Genomic DNA, 19521 nt, shown 5'->3' with positions numbered 1-19521 from the left:
TAAATTGTTAATCTTGTTCTTTAACCTATGTGAAGAGAACGACGGATCAGGATTCATCTGAACCGTCGTTCTTTTCAACATAAGAATTGACAGAATGATAAAGTCAAAACCGTAGAAAGGAGTATTTAAAATGGAAGTTACATGTGCTAAATCAGATATTAAAGAACGTTTATATCAACAATTTGCTCGAATTGGGAAATGTTTATCGAGTGACAAAAGACTTGAGATTATGGATATCTTGTCAAACGGACCGAAATCTGTTGATAGTTTAGCTACTCAAACAGGTATGAGCGTGGCGAATGTATCCCGTCACTTACAGATTTTGCTGGAAGCTAAGCTCGTTAAATTTCACAAAAAGGGTACGTTTGTTATATATAACATCAGTGACTCATCTGTAACACAATTCTTGTCCTCATTGTGGAATATATGCGAGGACAGACTCGCTGACATCAAGCTGATTAAAGATGAACTGGAAGAGCAATATGAAGGAGTTCGTAATATTAGTAAAAACGACCTAATGCTTCGAATGAAGCAAGATAACCTCGTTCTCATAGATCTTCGTCCCGTTGAGGAGTATGAAACATCTCACATTCCAGGTGCTATTTCTGTACCCTTAGAACAGTTAGAAGTATTTCTACAAACATTAAATAAAGATGTAGAACTTGCTGCCTATTGCCGAGGGCCTTTTTGTTCTATTGCATCTCAAGCTGTGAATTATATCCAAGAACAGGGTTTTAGAGCATACCGAATAGAAGAAGGCGTTCACGAGTGGAATGCTTACGGAAGTCCGGTTTCAGCCAAGGCAACCATATGATATATGTCCTTATAATCGTTCTTATACTGATGTACTGGATATATAAATATATCCGCTTCATACGTAACGTAACGGTTTTATCTTTAAAATCAAACCTAATCTTGGTGCCTGATCATACTAAATGCCTCGACATAAGAGATAGTTCTGATTTTGAAAAAGAGCACATTCCAAATTCCATTAATATCTCTATAGGACGATTGCCTTATGTTTGGAGAAAAGAAAATTTGACGCCCGAAGATAGCGTAATTATTCTGACCAATAACTACTTTAAAGGAATAAAAGCTATACGTATTTTACGAAAACAGGAATTTTATGATTTGTATTTATTGGTAGGCACGATAACTCAATTCATTGAATGGAGTCAAAGTCAGCAGAGAAATTCAGAACAATTTTGTAATGAATATGATTGGAGCAGTACCCATATATGTTCCGAATAACATACAGTAAGGCGTGATTTTATGACACATGTCCAAGAAATAACTTCAGTGAATGAAATAGATACGTTTATTCAGAATAATCGACTAAGTATGCTATATGTGTCTCAAGATAATTGTAGCGTATGTCATGCAATTTATCCCAAACTGAAAGAATTGCTTAACCATTATCCAGAAATAAAGCTTGCTCATATCGATGCTAGTCAAGTAGAAGCAGTGGCTGGCAAATTGTTAACTTTTACTGTCCCCACGATTATCTTGTTCTATGACCAAAGGGAGTATCTTCGTGACGGTCGGTTTGTCCAATTTGAGCAATTAAAAGCAAGATTAGATGAGGTTTATAACGCTATATAAAATAAGAAAAAAACAAAGGATGTATATTATTCAATTAATTATTCTTTTTGTACTATACTATTAAAAGTCCCATCATTCTAAACTTTTGGGGTATATTTATGGAGAAGATGAAAGCCATGCATATTCCAGCTGCAGAAGAAAAAATTTAGTTAGTTGAAGTACCAGTTCCGCAACCTGCAGAAGGGCAAGTGTACTCCGATTGATGCTTGCGGCGTATGCAATGGAGACTTGATGGCGATGGGTGGTGCGGCGTCAGCCTATCCTCGTATCCTTGGACATGAAGTGATAGGAATTGTTGATAAGCTTGGAGCAAGCGCATCAAAATAGAATATTGGTGAACATGTTGGCATTGGATGGCATGCGGGACATAGCCAGTTTACCGGATTAACGATGGACGGTGGATATGCGGAGTACATGATTGCATATGTAGACAGTTTGTCTAGTATCCCAAATGAAATTTCGGTGATGGAAGCTGCTTCACTAATGTGTGCTGGTAAAACAACCTTTAGTGCCATCAAAAATTGTAAAGCTCGTCCTGGTGATCTGGTAGCAATTCAGGGAATTGGTGGGCTAGGACATCTGGCCGTTCAGTTTGAAAGCAAAGCAGGATTCCTCACCTTGGCTATTTCACGAGGAAATAATAAAGAAGCTCTTGCACGGGAACTAGGAGCTCATCACTACATTGATTCGGCCGAAGAAGATCCATCTGAGGCATTGCAAGGATTAGACGGTAACAAAGTTTACCTAGCAACTGCACCTAACGCAAAGGCTGTTTCCTCTTTGATCAACGGGTTGGGTCAAGACGGCGAGCTTATCATTGTGACAACTTCCTCTTATTCATTAGAATTATCAGCAATGGACTTTATGAAGGGACCTGGCACAGTCAAAGGCACGTTAACAGGGGGAGCGGAAGAAATTCAAGCGACGATTAATTTCAGTGTATTGACGGATACTCGTCCTATGATTGAGTCATATCCATTAGATCGTGCTAGCGAAGCTTATGATAAAATGAAGTCACCATCCCTCATTTCCGTGCTGTACTGAATATTTTTGAATAAACGTGTAATCTCCAGTAGAGATCGCACGATTAGCAGAAAAATTGCAATGTTTGAGTAAAACCACTTGTTCAAGTTGAACAAGTGGTTTTTCTTATAAGTTAAAATAGATCCTAAGCTTTAATACAGATACACGTTATGTCGAGTGACGTTTTCTCCCAAAATGGAAAAACCCAACTGCGCAAAGCTGTCATAAGACCAGCTGCCACTTCATCATTAGCACAAAAAATAGCATCAGGTGTATTTTCCTGTAATACCCACCACTCAGCTATCTCCTCACCATCTCTAACAACAGTTTTATCTTCGAAATGAGAAAGGGATACGTCCTGAGTTTGTGCTTTTTTATAAATTCCGAATGGGCACGAATGCGTACCTCTGTATTTAATCCTTTGGACATGGAATATACACTAAGTATTTTTTGATAACCTTTGGAATGAAGATGCTCAAGACCTGTCCAGTAGGCATGGAATTGATCCATAAAGACAGATGGAGATCATTCTGAAGACGCTGCCAAGTCACAATGGGACCATACCTGGTATAGGATTCAATAACATCCCATTCATTGGATCGTATCATACATACAATAGCATCTAATTGCTTCCTTTTTGGCATCTCCATTCGTGATAAATAGAGTGATGTTGAAACCGTTCTTCTCGGCAATTAAAGTGAATGCACGAACAAAATTAATAATAATGGGAGTAAAAGAGGCGGTTATTATTCCAATCTAATGAGTTTCAACTTTTTTTTAGAGAAATAGCATTAACATTGGGGACATAATCAAGCTCCTCAATAATTCCTAAAACTTTTCGTTTATTTAAGTCACTTACATAGCCACGGTTGTTAATTACTCTCGACACAGTTGCTGTAGATACTCCAGATAAATAGCAACATCTTGAATATTAGGCACCTCTAACCATCTCTTCTGAGAATGCATATCACGTTTTCTAAGCTACCACAAAGTAGAAAAGGACGACATTTGAAGCCTATTTTTTATGCTTGACATGTAATGCATTACATAAATTACAGTACAAATACAGTAATAATTTAGTCATGAGGAGGAACTCTATATGAAAAAAAGGTTGAAGATTGTAACTATCGGTGGAGGTTCAAGTTATACACCGGAATTGGTGGAAGGATTTATCAAACGATATCATGAACTTCCGATAACTGAGCTATGGTTGGTCGACATTGAAGCAGGCAGAGAAAAACTTGAGATTGTTGGTGCCATGGCTCAACGGATGGTAAAAGCTGCGGGTATTGATTGTGAAGTCCATTTGACACTTGATCGACAGGAAGCTTTGAGAGATGCAGATTTTGTGACCACTCAACTGCGAGTAGGACATATGGATGCACGGATCAAAGATGAGACGATACCCATTAAATACGGACTAATTGGTCAAGAAACGAATGGGGCAGGGGGAATGCTAAAAGCATTTCGAACCATTCCAGTTATTCTAGATATCGTTGAGGATATGAAAGTGCTTTGTCCAAATGCATGGCTGATTAACTTCACGAATCCAGCAGGCATGGTTACGGAAGCAGTTCTTCGTTACGGAATGTGGGAGAAGGTTATTGGATTGTGTAATGTACCCATTGTGGCTGTGAAAAATGAATCCGCAGTACTTGAAAAGAATGAAGATGAATTATTTTTCAAATTTGCGGGGATTAATCATTTACACTGGCACAAGATTTATGGAAACAATGGCCAAGATCTTACCCGTCAAGCGATCGATAAACTGTATGGTCCTGAAGCAAAATCAGAGAAAATCGTTGAAAACATTAAAAACATGAGATTCCTTCATGAACAAATTGTACAATTAGAAATGCTCCCATGTCCTTATCATCGTTACTATTACATGACTGATGCGATGATCCAAGAAGAACTTGCAGAAGCGAAGGGAGAAGGAACTCGCGGACAAGTAGTGAAACGCTTAGAAGAAAGTCTGTTCGAACTTTACAAAGACCCAGGATTGGATCATAAGCCAGAAGAACTTGGAAAACGAGGTGGAGCTTATTATAGTGATGCTGCCTGTGAGATTATTAACTCCATTTATAACAACAAAGGCACCCAGATGGTTGTAAGTACACGCAATAATGGAGCGATTAATGACCTGCCAGTGGAAAGTGCCATTGAAATCACCAGTGTGATTACTTCCCATGGTGCTGAGCCTATTCATTTCGGTTCTTTTCCTCCCGCACAACGAGGATTATTACAGCTAATGAAGTCCATGGAGGAATTAACGATTGAAGCTGCGGTTACAGGAAGCTATGCAACGGCACTCCAAGCATTTACGTCCAATCCACTTGTCCAAAGTGGTGATTCCGCTAAGGCTTTGTTGGATGAATTACTCGAGGCTCATAAAGAATACTTGCCGCAGTTTTACCGGGAAGAGTCCCTTCATGTATAAGCGGTTCAATAGTATATTGAATAATTAGATTTTCTTTAAATTAAAAAAGACTTCAAAGCCTAGTAAATGGGCCTTGAAGTCTTTTTTAGATTTGAAAAATATTGTACTTCTTGTGCTCCAGAAGTCAGCCTAATGTAAATGAAAATGTTCCTGCCATTCATTCAAACCCTCTTCCATACGATAAGCTGTAAAGCCTTCAGATTGTAATTTCTGTGCGGCTAATGCAGAGTAGACACACAGTGGGCCTCTACAATATGCAATAATCTCTGTATTTTTTGGGATGTCCCTTATGAATACTTCTAACTCTTCCATCGGCATCGAGATTGCTCCCGCGATATGATCCATTTCATATTCTTCTTTAGGACGTAAATCCACAAGAATAATTGAATCATTTTTTATTCTCTCCCTAACCTCGTCCATGGTAAGTGTTTGAATGTCGTCAAGATTGTTAATAAAGTCATCTTTCATTCTACTGATGTCAGGAATCTGTTTCTCACTAATTCGCCATAAAGAGGACAGAAAATTGATGATCTCCGGGTCAGCTAAAGAATAGATCACAAAAGTTCCTTTTTTCGTGAATTTAACAAGCTTAGCATCGAGTAGAACTTGAAGGTGCCTGGATACATTCGCAACGTTCATATCTGTAGAAGCAGCTATTTTTTCTACTGTTCTTGAGCCATTGGACAACAGGTTTAAAATCTCCAAACGCTTATCACTGGATAGACATTTTCCTATTCTGGCCAATTGTTTATATAGGTCTTCTTTAAAAAGCTTCGCTGAATTCAATAATTCTTCCATAATCGTCAACCTCTATTCTTATTTTATGTTCAACGGGACTTCCCCACTTCAATTCGAACGATATTCTCAACCCTTTATAGATTCAATTGAATATTAAAATTTTAACATGAACAACCTGAGTGAAGTCAAGTTATAAGGCTGAAATGTATCTAAGTAAGAACTCAAACTCCAAACATTCATTTCAATCTATGGATATCCCGCCTGCAGTCAATTGATGAGGATAAGTTGACGAAGAGATCCTACAATGCTATAATTCAATTAATCAATTGAATATTAAAAGATATTCATATATGTAATTGTCATACACACTCAAATTTGGAGGGATAACATATGTACAAATCTGTAATTGTCGGAACAGGGCCAGCGGGATTAACCGCAGCAATTTACTTGGCTCGTGCGAATATGAACCCACTCGTTATTGAAGGGCTTGAACCAGGAGGACAGCTTACAACCACAACCGAAATTGAGAATTATCCTGGGTTTCCTGAAGGAATCATGGGACCTGAGTTAATGGATAATATGCGTAAACAAGCTGAGCGGTTCGGGGCTACGTTTGTTAACGGTTGGGTAAAAGCAGTAGATTTGAATAACCGACCGTTTAAACTGGACGTGGATGGCAAAGGTGAAATTATTACTGAAACGCTTATCATTTCAACCGGTGCCAGTGCGAAATATTTAGGAATACCAGGTGAAACAGAAAATGTAGGTCGTGGAGTGAGCACTTGTGCCACTTGTGATGGGTTCTTCTTTAGAAATAAAGAACTCATCGTAGTCGGTGGTGGCGATACTGCCTTGGAAGAGGCAAACTTTCTGACACGATTCGCTTTCAAAGTGACTTTGGTGCATCGTCGCGAAGAATTACGAGCCTCCAAAATTATGCAAGATCGCGCTCGTTCAAACCCTAAAATTGCGTGGGCTTTAAGTAAAACCCCACTTGAAGTAGTGGCTAGTGAACGTGGAGTGACCGGATTGAAAGTCCAGAACAATGTCTCAGGCGAAGAAGAAATTCTAGACGCACACGGTGTATTTGTAGCTATTGGTCATCATCCGAATACAGAATTTTTAAATGGTCAAATTGAGACGGATGAGAATGGCTACATTGTCACAGTTCCCGGTACATCTATGACAAATATTCCAGGTGTGTTTGCTTGTGGAGATGTACAGGATACTCGTTATCGTCAAGCTATTACTGCAGCAGGATCTGGAGCTATGGCAGCCATGGATAGTGAAAAGTTTATCGACTCTTTAGAAAATAATTAAAGACGTGGGGAAAGGAGCATATTAAAATGCCGGATCAAAAAATGGTTATGAATACGGTTTGGTTCAAAGACGCAAAAGGATTTGGTCGCATTAAAAGCGACAATTTGCTAACCCAAGTTGCTATCCCTATTCCTAAAGGAGGAAGCGGAGAAGGTGCTAATCCACAACAACTTCTGATGTCCTCAGCCATTGCTTGTTACGCTCTGACTCTAGCTTATATGTTAGATCGCAAGAAAGTACCCGTTGCTGGATTCTTTATGGATACAGAAGGGAACACAGCACAAGGAAACCAACTGAGCATTACACATCGTCCGCATGTTGTTTTATCCTCAGATGCCTCCAAGGAAGATATTGCTGTAGTCGAATCACTATTCCTACAAGCAGAAGAAAAATGCCACATTGGTCAGCTGCTTGTTAAAGCAGGTGTACCGGTAGGTACCGAGGGTAAAGTATCCATCGATGCTGGAGATGATCTGACAAGTAACTATATTGAACAACATCAAATGGAATGGTAAACCATTCATTATAAAAGGAGACTATACAAATGAAAAAAATTACCTCTAAGTTAGAATTTGATACAGCTATCCGTTCCCCAAAAATCACTGTTGCTGTCTTTAAAGCAGATTGGTGCCCGGACTGCAAATTTATTGATCCATTTATGCCTGATGTTGAAGATAAATTTGCGAATGATCTGGATCTTATCGAAGTTGATGTAGATCAAGTAGGTAATGTAAGTGAAGAACAAAATATTATGGGTATTCCAAGTTTTGTAGCCTACGTCGACGGTAAAGAGCTTACTCGATATGTCAATAAGCTTCGTAAGTCACGCGAAGAGATAGAACATTTTTTGCAAAGTGCTGTTGAAGGTACGAGATAATGAAAAAGAACGACCTATACAAATGTTAGTGCATCAGGGATTCGATTTCAAATAAACATTTATTAATAAATATATTAAGTAAGTAAACCTGGAGGTTATTATGCACAATTCACAATCTGTTGAAGCTCTTTATTAAACCACTCGAAATGGGAAATCTCAAACTATCTAACCGTATTATTATGGCACCAGTGACTTGAAAATTTTCTCCGAATGGTGTACCGGGGGAGGATATCGCCGCGTATTATCGTCGTAGAGCTGAAAATGGTGTTGGACTTATAATGATTACACTAAACAAGAGATTTCCGAATTGGTTGAAGCCTTCAAACAGGCGGCAGTCAATGCTAAAAAAAGTTGGTTTTGATGGCATCGAGATTATGGCATCACATGGATTTTTTATCGATCAATTTTTCTGGAAAAAAACCAACTCACGTAGCGATGAATATGGTGGCGATATACTCAATCGTACCCGATTTGCTAGTGAGGTTATCGCAGCTTGTCGAAGGAGTGTTGGGCCAGACTTCCCCATTACGCTACGGATCTCCCAGTGGAAATATGATGACTATACAGCAAAACTAGACGACACTCCAGAAGAATTAGCACAATTCTTAGCACCGCTAGTCGATGCAGGCGTAGACATCTTTCATCCTCTATTCGCCGCTTCTGGGAACCAGCCTTTAAAGAATCTGACTTGAATCTCTCAGGATGGATCAAAAAATTGACGGGCAAACCAACCATTACAGTTGGATCGGTTGGACTCGACGCTGACTTCTTGGATTTCTTTGATAACGGAGAAAATGCAAATGGTAAAGCAACCCAAATTGGTGCTTTAGTTGAGAGATTAGAGCGCGAAGAATTTGAGTTGATCGCAGTTGGTCGCGCATTGTTAGCCGAGCCTGACTGGGTAAATAAAATCCGCGAAGGAAGAACAGAAGATTTACTTCCGTTTACGCGTGAGGCACTGAGCACTTTATATTAAAAGGGAACTACAGATTACTCATGCTTGTACTTGACTTACGTATCAACATGTCTTAAAATTCAATTAATCAATTGAATATTTCATTAATGAATAGAGGGATTTTCTATGAGTCATCAAGACAGTTTATTCAAAAAATCAAATTTCAAGCGGATCGGAGAATTCAACTCAGTTTCTCCAGAAATCTTCAAGGCATTTATCTTTTTTGAAAAATTAGCATTAGCTGAAGGAAAGTTAACTGCAAAATTCAAAGAAATCATTGCAATTGCTATAGCTCATACCACAGGATGTCCTTACTGTATTGAAGCTCATGTGAAACAAGCTAAGAAAAATGGTGTTTCAAAAGAGGAAATGGCTGAATCAATCATGGTTGCAACAGCACTTAAAGCCGGTTCGGCTATGGCTCATGGTGTTAATGCTTTGAACGCGTATGATGGAAATGATGACGATGAGTTGTATCGTGCATCATATATTAACCGGCTGAGAGAGTTCACCCAACTAAGTGATTCCTTTAAAGCCTTTGGTTCTTTTGATCAGCAAGCGTTAAAAGCCGGCACACTCAGTACCAAGGAGAAAGAATTGATTGCAGTTGCGGTAGCCCATACGACGGGGTGTCCATATTGCATTGATATTCATACTAAAGCCGCTAAAAAAGCTGGCGCGACTAAAGAAGAGTTGGCCGAATCGATTATGGTAGCTACAGCATTAAAAGCAGGTTCTGCTCTTGCACATGGCGTAAATGCTCTAGTAGCATTTGACGAATAACTTTAACTGAAACGGGAGGATACACATGAATATTGAAATCTGGTCAGACATCGCATGTCCATTTTGCTATATAGGTAAACAAAATCTGGAGAAAGCTCTAGAAGGATTGCCTTATAAAGATAAAATTAATATTGAATACAAGAGCTTTGAACTTGATCCGTCCGCTTCCTCATATGATGGAACAAGTTTTGCAGATAAATTAGCCCCTAAGTTCGGTGGAAGAAAACAAGCGAAAGAATTCATGAGTCACTTGACTCAACAAGCCCATAGCGTAGGATTATCTTTTCAATTAGACACTCTAAAACCTACCAATACACTGGATTCCCATCGTTTATTAAAATGGGCAAAAACGAAAGGCAAAGAAACAATGCTAAATGAAAAATTACTTGTCGCACATTTCACTGAATCAAGAGATGTAGGAGATTATAATACCTTGGCCGATATTGCAGAAGCCGTTGGATTAGAGAGAGAAGAAGCCCTTGGAATCTTGAATACGAAGGATCTCTATGCAGATCAAGTACGAAAAGATCAGGATGAGGCTCGTCGAGTTGGGATTACCGGGGTGCCGTTCTTTATATTCAATCAAAAATACGCAGTTTCAGGGGCACAGCCGACAGAATCGTTTTCTCAAGTGTTGGAGAAAGTGTGGGAAGAAGAGCATCCGGCAGCTAAGTTTGAAATGCTTTCTGATGAAACCACTAGTGAAGGATTATGTACGGATGAAGGGTGTGCGATCCCGCCTAAGAAGTCATAAAGAACAAGCAAAAATTTAATTAAATTCGAATAAGTAAAATATATAATAGAGGACCTTAAACATGAGTAAATTGAATGGTGTAAATGTGAGTATGCTTGGAAGCTTGGTGGAAAATTATAAGAAACATCCAGAAGAGGCGATTACAAGTTTTGCTTCTACAGTAAAATGGAAAGATGGCTTTTACTCTGAAGCCGAGGTTGGGGACTATAAGCCGGTACCTATGGATGAACCAGAATGGCTATCCGGAACGGGAAAAGGGCCAAATCCAGTTGAGCTTCTGTTAAGTGCGCTTGGCGGTTGTGTAGGTGTTGGATTCATTGCAACAGCTAGTGGTGTGGGGATTAAAGTACAATCTCTGGAAGTTGATGTTACGGGAGAAATAGATCCATATGTTTTCTTCGGATTAAAAGAAGGAAATCCTGGCTTTGATGAAATAAATGTTCGTTTCAATGTAGACAGTGACGCAGATGAAGCACAGGTTCAAATGTTGATAGCAAAAGCCATTGAAAGATCACCTGTGAAAAACACCATTGAAAGAAACGTTAAAGTGACTTCGACGTACACACTTAATAGTTAAACCTTGGATACTTGATTTTCTTACAAGAAGCGTGGACATTATGCGAGAAACACATAGCATAATGTCTACTTTTTTAAATGCTAGGATAAAAGTCTTGCAGTAGGAGTGGATAAAACAGATGAAATACGATTTTGATGAAATCATTGATCGAAAAAATACTAATGCGATGAGTACAGACGGTTTTAAAGAATACATTTTTAAGGCATCTAATGATATGACGTTCCCTTTTAAAGATGATGAATTTATTCGCATGTGGGTTGCTGATATGGAATTTGCGACTCCACCTGAAATCATTCAATCTGTTAAAGATCGTTTAGATAAACGAACTTTGGGCTATACCAAAGTATTTGATCCTGACTACTATCTTTCGGTTGTTCAATGGACACAAGATCACTATGATTGGAGCTTTCAAAAAGAACATTTGGTCACTTCACCTGGTATTATTCCCGCGTTATATGAGTTGATTGAGTACATTTGTAAACCAGACGAAAAGGTTTTAATTGTTACCCCATCATACGCATATTTCAAGCATGCTGTAGACTTCAATCATCTGGAACTGGTGACCTCTGATTTAGTGAATCAACAGGGATACTATACGATGGATTATGATGATATCGAATTAAAAGTGCGTGATGAAAAGGTAAGCTTATGTATTTTTTGCAATCCTCATAATCCCACAGGACGTGTTTGGACACCAGAAGAACTGAGTAAGTTTGGCGAAATATGTCTCGAAAATGACGTTATGATTATTTCAGATGAAATTCATTGTGATTTGCTTAGAAATGATATGGTTCATACACCTTTGGCAAAGATCTTTCCAAATACAGACAAGATCATCTCCTGTATGGCTCCAAGCAAGACTTTTAATATGGCAGGGATGATGCTATCCAATATCATCATTCCCAATGATGAAGTCAGAGCGTTGTGGAAGGCACGACACTACAGTATGGAAAATCCACTAAGCATAGCTGCAACACAGGCAGCTTATCAACATGGTGATGAGTGGCTGAGACAATTAAAAACTTACTTAGATGATAATTTTCTTTTTACGCAGCAATATTTAGAAAATCATCTACCTCAGGCTGTATTCCGTGTCCCAGAGGCTACTTATCTTGCATGGGTGGATATCCGTGCATATCTTCCTAATGAAGAAAACATGTCTTTATATTTTGCGAACAATGCAGGAGTGCTACTGGAAGGCGGAAGTATGTTCGTAGCCAATGCTGATGGTTATATTCGGCTTAATCTGGCATGCCCGAGAGCGACTTTAGAGGAAGGGCTAAAGAGAATATGTGAAGTTTTGTATTAGCAGAAAGCCAAAACATACACATGGTAGTAATACTCCTTTTAGTTGGAAAGATTAAGTCCATCTTAAAAGATTTTTATCTTATCTACTATAAGGGGATATTACCATTGAGCTACCCTTTATCATGATTGTCAGACAACCGTCAGCGTTCTGAAAAAGAACTTAAAGGTTTTGCCGAGGTTTCACTTGAGCCAAATGAGGAGAAGACAGATACCTTCACTTTAGATAAACGAAGCTTTGCAGAATGGATTTTTCGCACCCGTCGCTGGAGAGGACGGAATTAGCTGAACCTATTGATAAAATGGCGATGATGGTTAAAATTGTACGATTTTTTTTAGAGGAATTCTGCCTGTTGAGAATGTAAATACTTCACCAGACATACACAACAATGAGTCCATATGTCCAATATGGCTTCTTTTTAATGTAAGGAGCTGTGAAACAACATCCGATAAGAGGTATTATTGCTCGTTAGAGGTATTGATCACTCAGGGTGCTGTGAGATATTAATGTGGGGGTATAGCACTATTCTGTTCCGTTCGATAATGCCCCCAGCGGGTGACATCTGCAAATTCACATATAGGATTGATTGGCGTTAAGCCACTGGACCTGCGCGGTATACTCATTTCTCAATTAGAAAGTAAATAAAAGCTCATGTTTATTAGGAAAGTCGGCTCATTAGCATGTATAAAAATCAAAAAAACTCTGTATTAACCCCTGAGCGGTGGGAACAGAGTTTTGCATTTATTTAACGTTTGTTTACTTCTCCCAACTTTGCATAATCTGGAGTGCGGCTCCAGTCACCACGGCTTCCTCTTTAAGAATACCCGGAGTAAAAATCGGATTGTATTTAGGATAATGGTATATATTTTTGCGGGCAACCTGTATTGCCGTATGATATACTATCGGGTCAGCATTAATAAGTGCTCCACCCATAATGACATATTCGGGATGAACAGTATTGATCAAATTGGCAAGCCCAACTCCCAGATAGGAAGCTGTTTCAATGAACAGCTCTCTTACCAGAGCATCTTCCTGTTTCAACGCATTAACAAGAGAAGGAAAATTAACACATTCAGGTGGGATGATCGAAAGCGAGCTTTCGCGTCCTATTTTAAGTTGAGACTGTACACGCTCTTCAAGTGAAGGAACAGATACATATGCCTCTAGAGATCCGTAATTCCCCTTGTCACTGAGTCTAGGTCCTCCTGTTTGAATGATCATTTGGCCGATCGCTCCTTCAGTGTCAGCAGCACCACGCAAAATCTGACCTCCAGACATAATCGACGATCGTATGTTCACTCCGGCATGGACATACAGCATATGCTCACAAGCTTCATCTCGGAGCGCCCAATGCTCTGCAAGCAAGGCAGTGTTTGCACCGTTATCGAGTTGTGTAGGGATATTAAGTTCCTTTTCCAGCAACTTGCATATAGGAACATTACTCCAAGAATCGGAAGGGAAATATTCTGGCTCTAATATAATACCCTTTTTAGGATCCAAAGGGCCTACTGCACCGATCCCCATCCCCAGAATTTGTTCATGAGCTATATGGTGATGATGTAGCATTTTATTTGATTCGTTCACCACCAGTTCCACTAAACGCTCTGGCGTGAGGCTATGGTCCATCTCCCAACGAACAGCAGATAATCGGTTGAGATGTAGATCAAATAGGCCCAGTGAGGAACTGATGCGTGAGATTTCCAAACCCATAAGATAGCGATAATGTGGGTTTGTTTGAAAGAGTATGGGTTTACGCCCTCCAGTTGATGTACCAAGTCCGGAGACAAGTATAAGTTTTTGAGCTAGCATGTCTTCGAGCATACGAGTCATGCTACTACTCGTGATTGAGAAATATTCTAGCAAATCTGCTTTGGAGACTGTTCCAAGAAAAGCGATTCGATCATAAATTTGCTTCTTAATTGAAAAATGGGAATGATTCAACATTATATTCTGCTCCATTTCCAAGTGAATGAGTCGGGATATATTTAGTATAGCTGATGGAAGACTGGTTTTCCAGCTAATGTTATAGGAATAATAAAGTTTATCCTATAATGAATTTAACTAAGTTATTTTATTCGGACTTTTTTGAATAATATAATATGAATTGTTAGAAAAATCACAATTTACGCATTCTTAGTATTTACTTTATTCCAAAATGAAATTAACGTGTTATAATATTAGATATCAAATATGTAAGAGTTTTATGAAACGGAGGTACCATATGAGTGTAAAACAAAAGGAATACATTAAAATGCTTACACAACTGTTTGTTGTTTTTTTTAAGTTGGGCCCCTCAACTTTCGGGGGAGGATATGCAATGATTACAGCAATTGAGCGGGAAATTGTGGATAAGAAAGCATGGCTAAAACCTAATGAGGTGGGGGATATGATATCCGTTTCTGCATCCGCACCTGGGGGTGTAGTTGTAAACTCAGCTGCTTTCGTCGGATACAGGCTCGCAGGAATAATGGGTGCGATTATCTCCGTCATTGCTATAACACTACCGACCTTTTTAATTGTGCTAAGTCTCAGTATCTTGGGCATGATGTTTCAAGATGTTTCCAAGGTGAATGCAGCTCTAAAAGGAGTTCATGCTGCAATTGTTGCATTAATCATTGTGGCCGCATTCAAAGTGGGTAAGACATCCATAATGGATTCATCCACATTGTTTATTGCAGGTCTAAGCACCCTTCTACTGCTTTTCACATCGCTTCACTCTTTATATCTGATTCTTGGAGGTCCAATTGTGGGCGTGACTATTATTTCAATTAAACGTGCTCTTGGTCTTTCGGCCCCAACAGAGAAGGAAGCAGAAAGTCATCCGTCAGAACTAAATTATCCTGAATATTACATCTGAAGGTGTTGATCGCATGTTGTGGGAATTGTTTATCTTATTTTTGAAAATTGGATCTCTTTCATTTGGTGGTGGGTATGCAGTAATAACTCTCATTCAACGCGAAGTGACTGAAAAAGGATGGATTAAGCCAGAACAGTTTCAAGATATTGTTGCATTAGCTGGGATGGCCCCAGGTTCCATTGCTACGAATACTGCAACTCTAATCGGTTACTCTCAAATGGGCATCTTAGGTGGGATCATATCTACTATTGGGATAATTTTGCCCTCTCTCGTTATAGTCATCCTTTTTGCAGCTTTTTTTCTCCGCGTACAAAGCAATCATTGGGTCCGATCTTCGTTTTATGGACTGCGTCCAATCATTACAGGACTTATCATTTATGCTGCGATCCACTTTGGAATTGGAGGGCATAAGGAACCATTGTTTAGCTGGTCAACCTTCGGGATGCTTGTCATTTGTGTCAGCAGTCTCATCGCGGTAACTAAATACAAGATCCATCCATTCGCAGTAATCTTGTTATCAGCAGTAGGCGGTATTGTTATATATTGATAGATATTCCGGGCTGAACAGATATGTAATAAAGCACTCATGAAGAACAAACGTACCCTTTCTACGATGATAAAGATAAGGAGTATTAAGAACCGTATATTGGGTCAAAGATCGACTAGAAATATACGCTTAACGTATGCTCAATGAAACCGCTTGTATTTTGATTATCGCCCGGTTATAATACAATAAACAAAAGAATAACCGGACATGTCACTGGTAAAGCAGGCAGGATCCATAAAGATTAGATAACACTTTGAAGTGCTATCTAATTTTTAGAGGATACCTGTCTTTTTTGTTTTTGTTTATTGTATGGCCGAACAATAAACGCACATATCCACCGAGGGGGAACGAGAATGAATTATGAAAAAACGGCAAAAGATATTCTGAATTATGTAGGTGGGAAACAGAATGTAGCTCATTTAGGGCATTGTGCAACACGATTACGATTTACTCTGAAGGATGATCGTCAAGCGGATGTTGAAGCGATCAAGAAAGTGCCAGGCGTACTTGATGTCGTTAACAAAGGTCAATTTCAAGTTGTCGTAGGTAATACTGTCGTTGAAGTTTATGATGAACTGATGAAAGTTGGAGGTTTTGGAGGCCAGAAAGAAAACGAGGCTGAAACCAACTCTAACGATTTCAAACAAGAGAAGAAAAAAATCGGATCAATGATTCTTGATTTTTTTGTTAGTGTATTCCAACCTTTGATTCCAGCCATGGCCGGAGCAGGGATTCTAAAATCGATGCTGTTATTGTTATCCGTCATTGGGTTGATCGATTCAAAAGGTTCAACGTATATCGTCCTAACTTCCATTAGCGGTGCTGTCTTTTATTTCTTGCCTATTTTGGTGGCGCTTACTACGGCTGCAAAACTAAAAGTGAATCACGTGGTTGCAGCAGCAGCAATGAGTGTTCTATTGTTCCCTGACATGATTGCAAATTTAGGGAGTGGAGCTAGTTTTCTCTCTATCCCGCTAACTAACGTGAATTATGCTTCGCAAGTTTTTCCATCGATCTTAGGTGTTATATTCTATGCATTTATGGAAAGATTTTTCTTTAAAGTGTCACCTAAACCGATTCGTGTCTTTTTTGTGCCAATGATGTCCTTGCTTTTAACGGTACCTGTGACACTAGCTGTTTTAGGGCCAATCGGATTCCATTTGGGATCGTATTTGACAGCCGCAATACTCTTTTTATTTGCTAATTTCGGCTGGCTTGCCGTGGGTATTTTAGCTGCAATCCTCCCGTTTATGATCGCAACCGGTATGCATAAAGCACTAACGCCATACGGTATTTCCGCATTAGCTGCCTCAGGAAAGGAACTTCTCCTGCTGCCTGCATTATTCGCGCATAATATGGCTGAAAGCGCGGCGAGCTTTGCCGTGGCGATTCGCACCAAAGATACGAGACTCAGAGGGGTCGCTGTGTCAGCTGCTATTTCCGCTATGTTCGGTATTACTGAGCCAGCCCTTTACGGAGTTACACTACAACGAAAACGTGTACTCATAAGTATTGTTATCTCCAGTTTGATTGGCGGATTGAGTCTTGGATTTCTTGGAGTGGCAAGTAGTACGTTAGTAAGTCCTAGCTTAGCGAGCATCACAATGTTTATTGATCAAAACAATAAGATGAATTTTGTATATGCAATCTTGGGAATGGTTATTTCTTATGTCATCTCTTTTGTGCTCACGTTATTTTTGTGGAACGAGGATACTCAGCCATCAGCTGAATCGACTATAGCGGAGAACAAAGAAACAACGAAGAACACGGTAGTTAAAAGCAATGAAGTAGTTGCCATTAAACAGCCCGTTCAAGGAGAAATTATTCCTCTTACTGAAGTGAAGGATGATGTATTCTCAACCAAATCAATGGGAGAAGGCATAGCTGTCATTCCTTCGAAAGGCGAACTGTATGCCCCAACGGACGGGATCATTAAAATGGTATTCCGTACTCAACATGCTGTCGCGATGGAAACAGTCAATGGAAGCGAGTTGCTCTTCCACATTGGCATTGACACGGTGAAATTAAAAGGAAAGTTTTTTGAGTCCCAGGTCAAAATCGGAGACCAGGTAAAAGCAGGAGATATACTCGTCAAGTTTGACATCGAAAGAATCATTGAAGCGGGGTATGATCCCGTATTGATAACTGTCGTTACAAGCAGAGAGGGCTACGATGTCCAATGTGCAGAGGGCAAACGTAAAGATAATGAACCTTTAATGTTTATAACTACTATATAAATGGAGGGAAAGTAATAATGAAACAAGGATTTCCGAATCATTTCTTATGGGGCGGCGCAACAGCCGCCAACCAGTGTGAAGGAGCATTTTTAAAAGACGGTAAAGGGTTAAGTACGGCTGATGTAATGACTTCAGGGGATTTGGATTCTCCCAGAAAAATTACTGAAAGTATTAAGGAAGGCGAATACTATCCGAGTCATGTTGGTATTGATCACTACAATCGTTTTAAGGAAGATCTTTCTTTGTTTGCCGAGATGGGATTTAAGTGTTATCGCCTGTCCATTAATTGGACACGTATTTTCCCTAATGGAGACGAAAAAGCTCCAAATGAGGCGGGATTAGAATATTACGATCGAGTATTCGATACATGCAGAGCATACGGGATTGAGCCGTTGGTCACAATATCCCATTTCGAAACACCACTTGGATTGTTGAAATATGGTTCGTGGGAAAATCGCAAGGTAGTTGACTTTTATTTAAACTACTGTCAAGTTATTTTTAATCGCTATAAAGGCAAGGTAAAGTACTGGATTACATTTAATGAGATTAATGTTATGTCAACTAAGTCCTGGATGGCTGGGGGGATTAATTCGGATGATGAGCAGACAAGAATGACTGCAGCCTATCATCAGTTTCTAGCTAGCGCTAAGGCTGTTCAGCTTGCGCATGCGATTGACCCGGAAAATAAAGTCGGAATGATGTATGCTGGACACTTTTCGTATCCCAACAGTTGTGATCCCGAAGATATGCAAGCTAATGCTGATTTCATGCAGAAGATGTTGTTTTATTGCGACGTACAATGTCGAGGTTATTATCCGGCATACAAGTTAAAGGAATTTGAACGGCAGGGGATTGTTTTGCCTATTCTGGAAGATGATTTGGAACAATTATTGAAAGGAAAAGTTGACTTTCTGTCGTACAGTTATTACTTAACACATGTCGTCGGGAAGGACACCAGTACAGAGTTTAAAGGACTAAATGGAGTGAAAACAGGATACACAAACCCTTATCTGCCAACAACAGAATGGGGATGGACTATCAATCCGATGGGACTTCGGTATTCGTTAAATCTACTCTATGACCGCTATCAAATTCCGCTGATGATCGTGGAGAATGGAATGGGCGCGGTCGACAAAGTCGAGGAAGACCGGAGTATCCATGATTCGTATCGAATCGATTATTTGCGCCAACATATAGAGCAGATGAAAAAGGCCATTGAGATCGACGGTATTCCTGTAATGGGGTATACCATGTGGTCACCGATCGATATTATCTCGGCGAGCACGGGTGAAATGAAGAAAAGATACGGACTAATATATGTGGATGTGGATGATTATGGAAATGGGACATTTCAACGAATCAGGAAAGACTCGTTCTTTTGGTATCAGCAAGTGATTCAGTCGAATGGTAGCGATCTCGGTTAATGATGTTGTTCGTAATCGCCTTGTTCTTTGTGTAGTTTGCTATCTAAATCGTTTAAATTCCCTTTAGATTAGTGAAATGGA

General features: G+C 39.5%; 21 protein-coding genes and 1 pseudogene. 19 read left to right on the top strand and 3 right to left on the bottom strand.

Going from position 1 to position 19521, the window contains the following annotated elements:
• The first annotated feature begins 130 nt into the window (after window positions 1–130).
• The 5 genes from F0220_RS32050 (at window position 131) to F0220_RS32035 (ending at window position 2646) form a co-directional block, all read left to right on the top strand.
• Window positions 131–814 carry an ArsR/SmtB family transcription factor gene (locus F0220_RS32050; protein ID WP_076334301.1) on the top strand — a complete coding sequence of 228 codons (684 nt, stop codon included), beginning with the start codon at window positions 131–133 and terminating at the stop codon, window positions 812–814.
• The gene (locus F0220_RS33525) at window positions 811–1251 is read left to right on the top strand and encodes a rhodanese-like domain-containing protein (protein WP_076334300.1); all 441 of its coding nucleotides are present in this window, start codon (window positions 811–813) and stop codon (window positions 1249–1251) included. The genes F0220_RS32050 and F0220_RS33525 overlap by 4 nt, the downstream gene beginning before the upstream one ends.
• 21 nt (window positions 1252–1272) lie before the next feature.
• Window positions 1273–1602 (top strand): thioredoxin family protein, encoded by a 330-nt coding sequence (locus F0220_RS32040; RefSeq protein WP_076334299.1) that lies wholly within the window; start codon window positions 1273–1275, stop codon window positions 1600–1602.
• A 153-nt stretch (window positions 1603–1755) separates the two neighbouring features.
• Window positions 1756–1929 (top strand): alcohol dehydrogenase catalytic domain-containing protein, encoded by a 174-nt coding sequence (locus F0220_RS33165; RefSeq protein ID WP_223200040.1) that lies wholly within the window; start codon window positions 1756–1758, stop codon window positions 1927–1929.
• Between the two features lie 87 nt (window positions 1930–2016).
• Window positions 2017–2646, top strand: a complete 630-nt coding sequence (locus tag F0220_RS32035) for a zinc-binding dehydrogenase (protein ID WP_223200039.1) — start codon at window positions 2017–2019, stop codon at window positions 2644–2646.
• Window positions 2647–3391: 745 nt separating this feature from the next.
• Here the strand turns inward: F0220_RS32035 and F0220_RS33160 are convergent.
• Window positions 3392–3514, bottom strand: coding sequence for a LacI family DNA-binding transcriptional regulator (locus F0220_RS33160; RefSeq protein ID WP_223200038.1), 123 nt, complete (start codon window positions 3512–3514; stop codon window positions 3392–3394).
• Between the two features lie 210 nt (window positions 3515–3724).
• On the opposite strand from F0220_RS33160, the gene F0220_RS32025 reads away from it, so the two are divergent.
• Window positions 3725–5065 (top strand): 6-phospho-beta-glucosidase, encoded by a 1341-nt coding sequence (locus tag F0220_RS32025; protein WP_076334298.1) that lies wholly within the window; start codon window positions 3725–3727, stop codon window positions 5063–5065.
• Window positions 5066–5194: 129 nt separating this feature from the next.
• Here F0220_RS32025 and F0220_RS32020 read toward each other — a convergent pair whose 3' ends face one another.
• Window positions 5195–5863: an ArsR/SmtB family transcription factor gene (locus F0220_RS32020; RefSeq protein WP_076334297.1), complete on the bottom strand. Its 669-nt coding sequence runs from the start codon at window positions 5861–5863 to the stop codon at window positions 5195–5197.
• Window positions 5864–6193: 330 nt separating this feature from the next.
• On the opposite strand from F0220_RS32020, the gene trxB reads away from it, so the two are divergent.
• From trxB to F0220_RS31975, 9 genes and pseudogenes are all read left to right on the top strand, one after another.
• Window positions 6194–7123, top strand: a complete 930-nt coding sequence (trxB, locus tag F0220_RS32015) for a thioredoxin-disulfide reductase (protein ID WP_149847183.1) — start codon at window positions 6194–6196, stop codon at window positions 7121–7123.
• Between the two features lie 26 nt (window positions 7124–7149).
• Entirely contained in the window at window positions 7150–7638 is a 489-nt protein-coding gene (locus F0220_RS32010; RefSeq protein WP_076334295.1) for an OsmC family protein, read from the top strand.
• 29 nt (window positions 7639–7667) lie between these two features.
• Window positions 7668–8000 (top strand): thioredoxin family protein, encoded by a 333-nt coding sequence (locus F0220_RS32005; RefSeq protein WP_076334294.1) that lies wholly within the window; start codon window positions 7668–7670, stop codon window positions 7998–8000.
• A 100-nt stretch (window positions 8001–8100) separates the two neighbouring features.
• Window positions 8101–8976 (top strand): annotated as a pseudogene (locus F0220_RS33520) (12-oxophytodienoate reductase).
• 105 nt (window positions 8977–9081) lie between these two features.
• On the top strand, window positions 9082–9738 hold the full coding sequence (locus tag F0220_RS31995; protein WP_149847182.1) for a carboxymuconolactone decarboxylase family protein: 657 nt from the start codon (window positions 9082–9084) through the stop codon (window positions 9736–9738).
• A gap of 25 nt (window positions 9739–9763) precedes the next feature.
• Window positions 9764–10492, top strand: coding sequence for a DsbA family oxidoreductase (locus F0220_RS31990; protein ID WP_076334292.1), 729 nt, complete (start codon window positions 9764–9766; stop codon window positions 10490–10492).
• Window positions 10493–10553: 61 nt separating this feature from the next.
• A complete protein-coding gene (locus F0220_RS31985) occupies window positions 10554–11069 on the top strand; it encodes an OsmC family protein (protein ID WP_076334291.1) in 516 nt (171 codons plus the stop codon).
• A gap of 118 nt (window positions 11070–11187) precedes the next feature.
• Window positions 11188–12378 carry a MalY/PatB family protein gene (locus F0220_RS31980; RefSeq protein ID WP_149847181.1) on the top strand — a complete coding sequence of 397 codons (1191 nt, stop codon included), beginning with the start codon at window positions 11188–11190 and terminating at the stop codon, window positions 12376–12378.
• A 125-nt stretch (window positions 12379–12503) separates the two neighbouring features.
• The gene (locus F0220_RS31975; RefSeq protein ID WP_105598984.1) at window positions 12504–12659 is read left to right on the top strand and encodes a fibronectin type III-like domain-contianing protein; all 156 of its coding nucleotides are present in this window, start codon (window positions 12504–12506) and stop codon (window positions 12657–12659) included.
• A 472-nt stretch (window positions 12660–13131) separates the two neighbouring features.
• Here F0220_RS31975 and F0220_RS31970 read toward each other — a convergent pair whose 3' ends face one another.
• The gene (locus F0220_RS31970) at window positions 13132–14319 is read right to left on the bottom strand and encodes an ROK family protein (RefSeq protein ID WP_105598985.1); all 1188 of its coding nucleotides are present in this window, start codon (window positions 14317–14319) and stop codon (window positions 13132–13134) included.
• Between the two features lie 277 nt (window positions 14320–14596).
• Between F0220_RS31970 and F0220_RS31965 the strand changes: the two genes are divergently transcribed.
• From F0220_RS31965 to F0220_RS31950, 4 genes are all read left to right on the top strand, one after another.
• The gene (locus F0220_RS31965; protein ID WP_149847180.1) at window positions 14597–15232 is read left to right on the top strand and encodes a chromate transporter; all 636 of its coding nucleotides are present in this window, start codon (window positions 14597–14599) and stop codon (window positions 15230–15232) included.
• A gap of 13 nt (window positions 15233–15245) precedes the next feature.
• The gene (locus F0220_RS31960) at window positions 15246–15779 is read left to right on the top strand and encodes a chromate transporter (protein ID WP_105598987.1); all 534 of its coding nucleotides are present in this window, start codon (window positions 15246–15248) and stop codon (window positions 15777–15779) included.
• 353 nt (window positions 15780–16132) lie between these two features.
• Window positions 16133–18016, top strand: coding sequence for a beta-glucoside-specific PTS transporter subunit IIABC (locus tag F0220_RS31955; protein ID WP_149847179.1), 1884 nt, complete (start codon window positions 16133–16135; stop codon window positions 18014–18016).
• 17 nt (window positions 18017–18033) lie between these two features.
• Window positions 18034–19440, top strand: coding sequence for a glycoside hydrolase family 1 protein (locus tag F0220_RS31950; protein WP_149847178.1), 1407 nt, complete (start codon window positions 18034–18036; stop codon window positions 19438–19440).
• Window positions 19441–19521: the final 81 nt, after the last annotated feature.

Source organism: Paenibacillus sp. 37, assembly GCF_008386395.1.
GTDB classification, from domain to species: domain Bacteria; phylum Bacillota; class Bacilli; order Paenibacillales; family Paenibacillaceae; genus Paenibacillus; species Paenibacillus amylolyticus_B.
The sequence above is the reverse complement of the archived record's forward strand: the minus strand, read 5'-3'. Positions and strand labels throughout refer to the sequence as shown.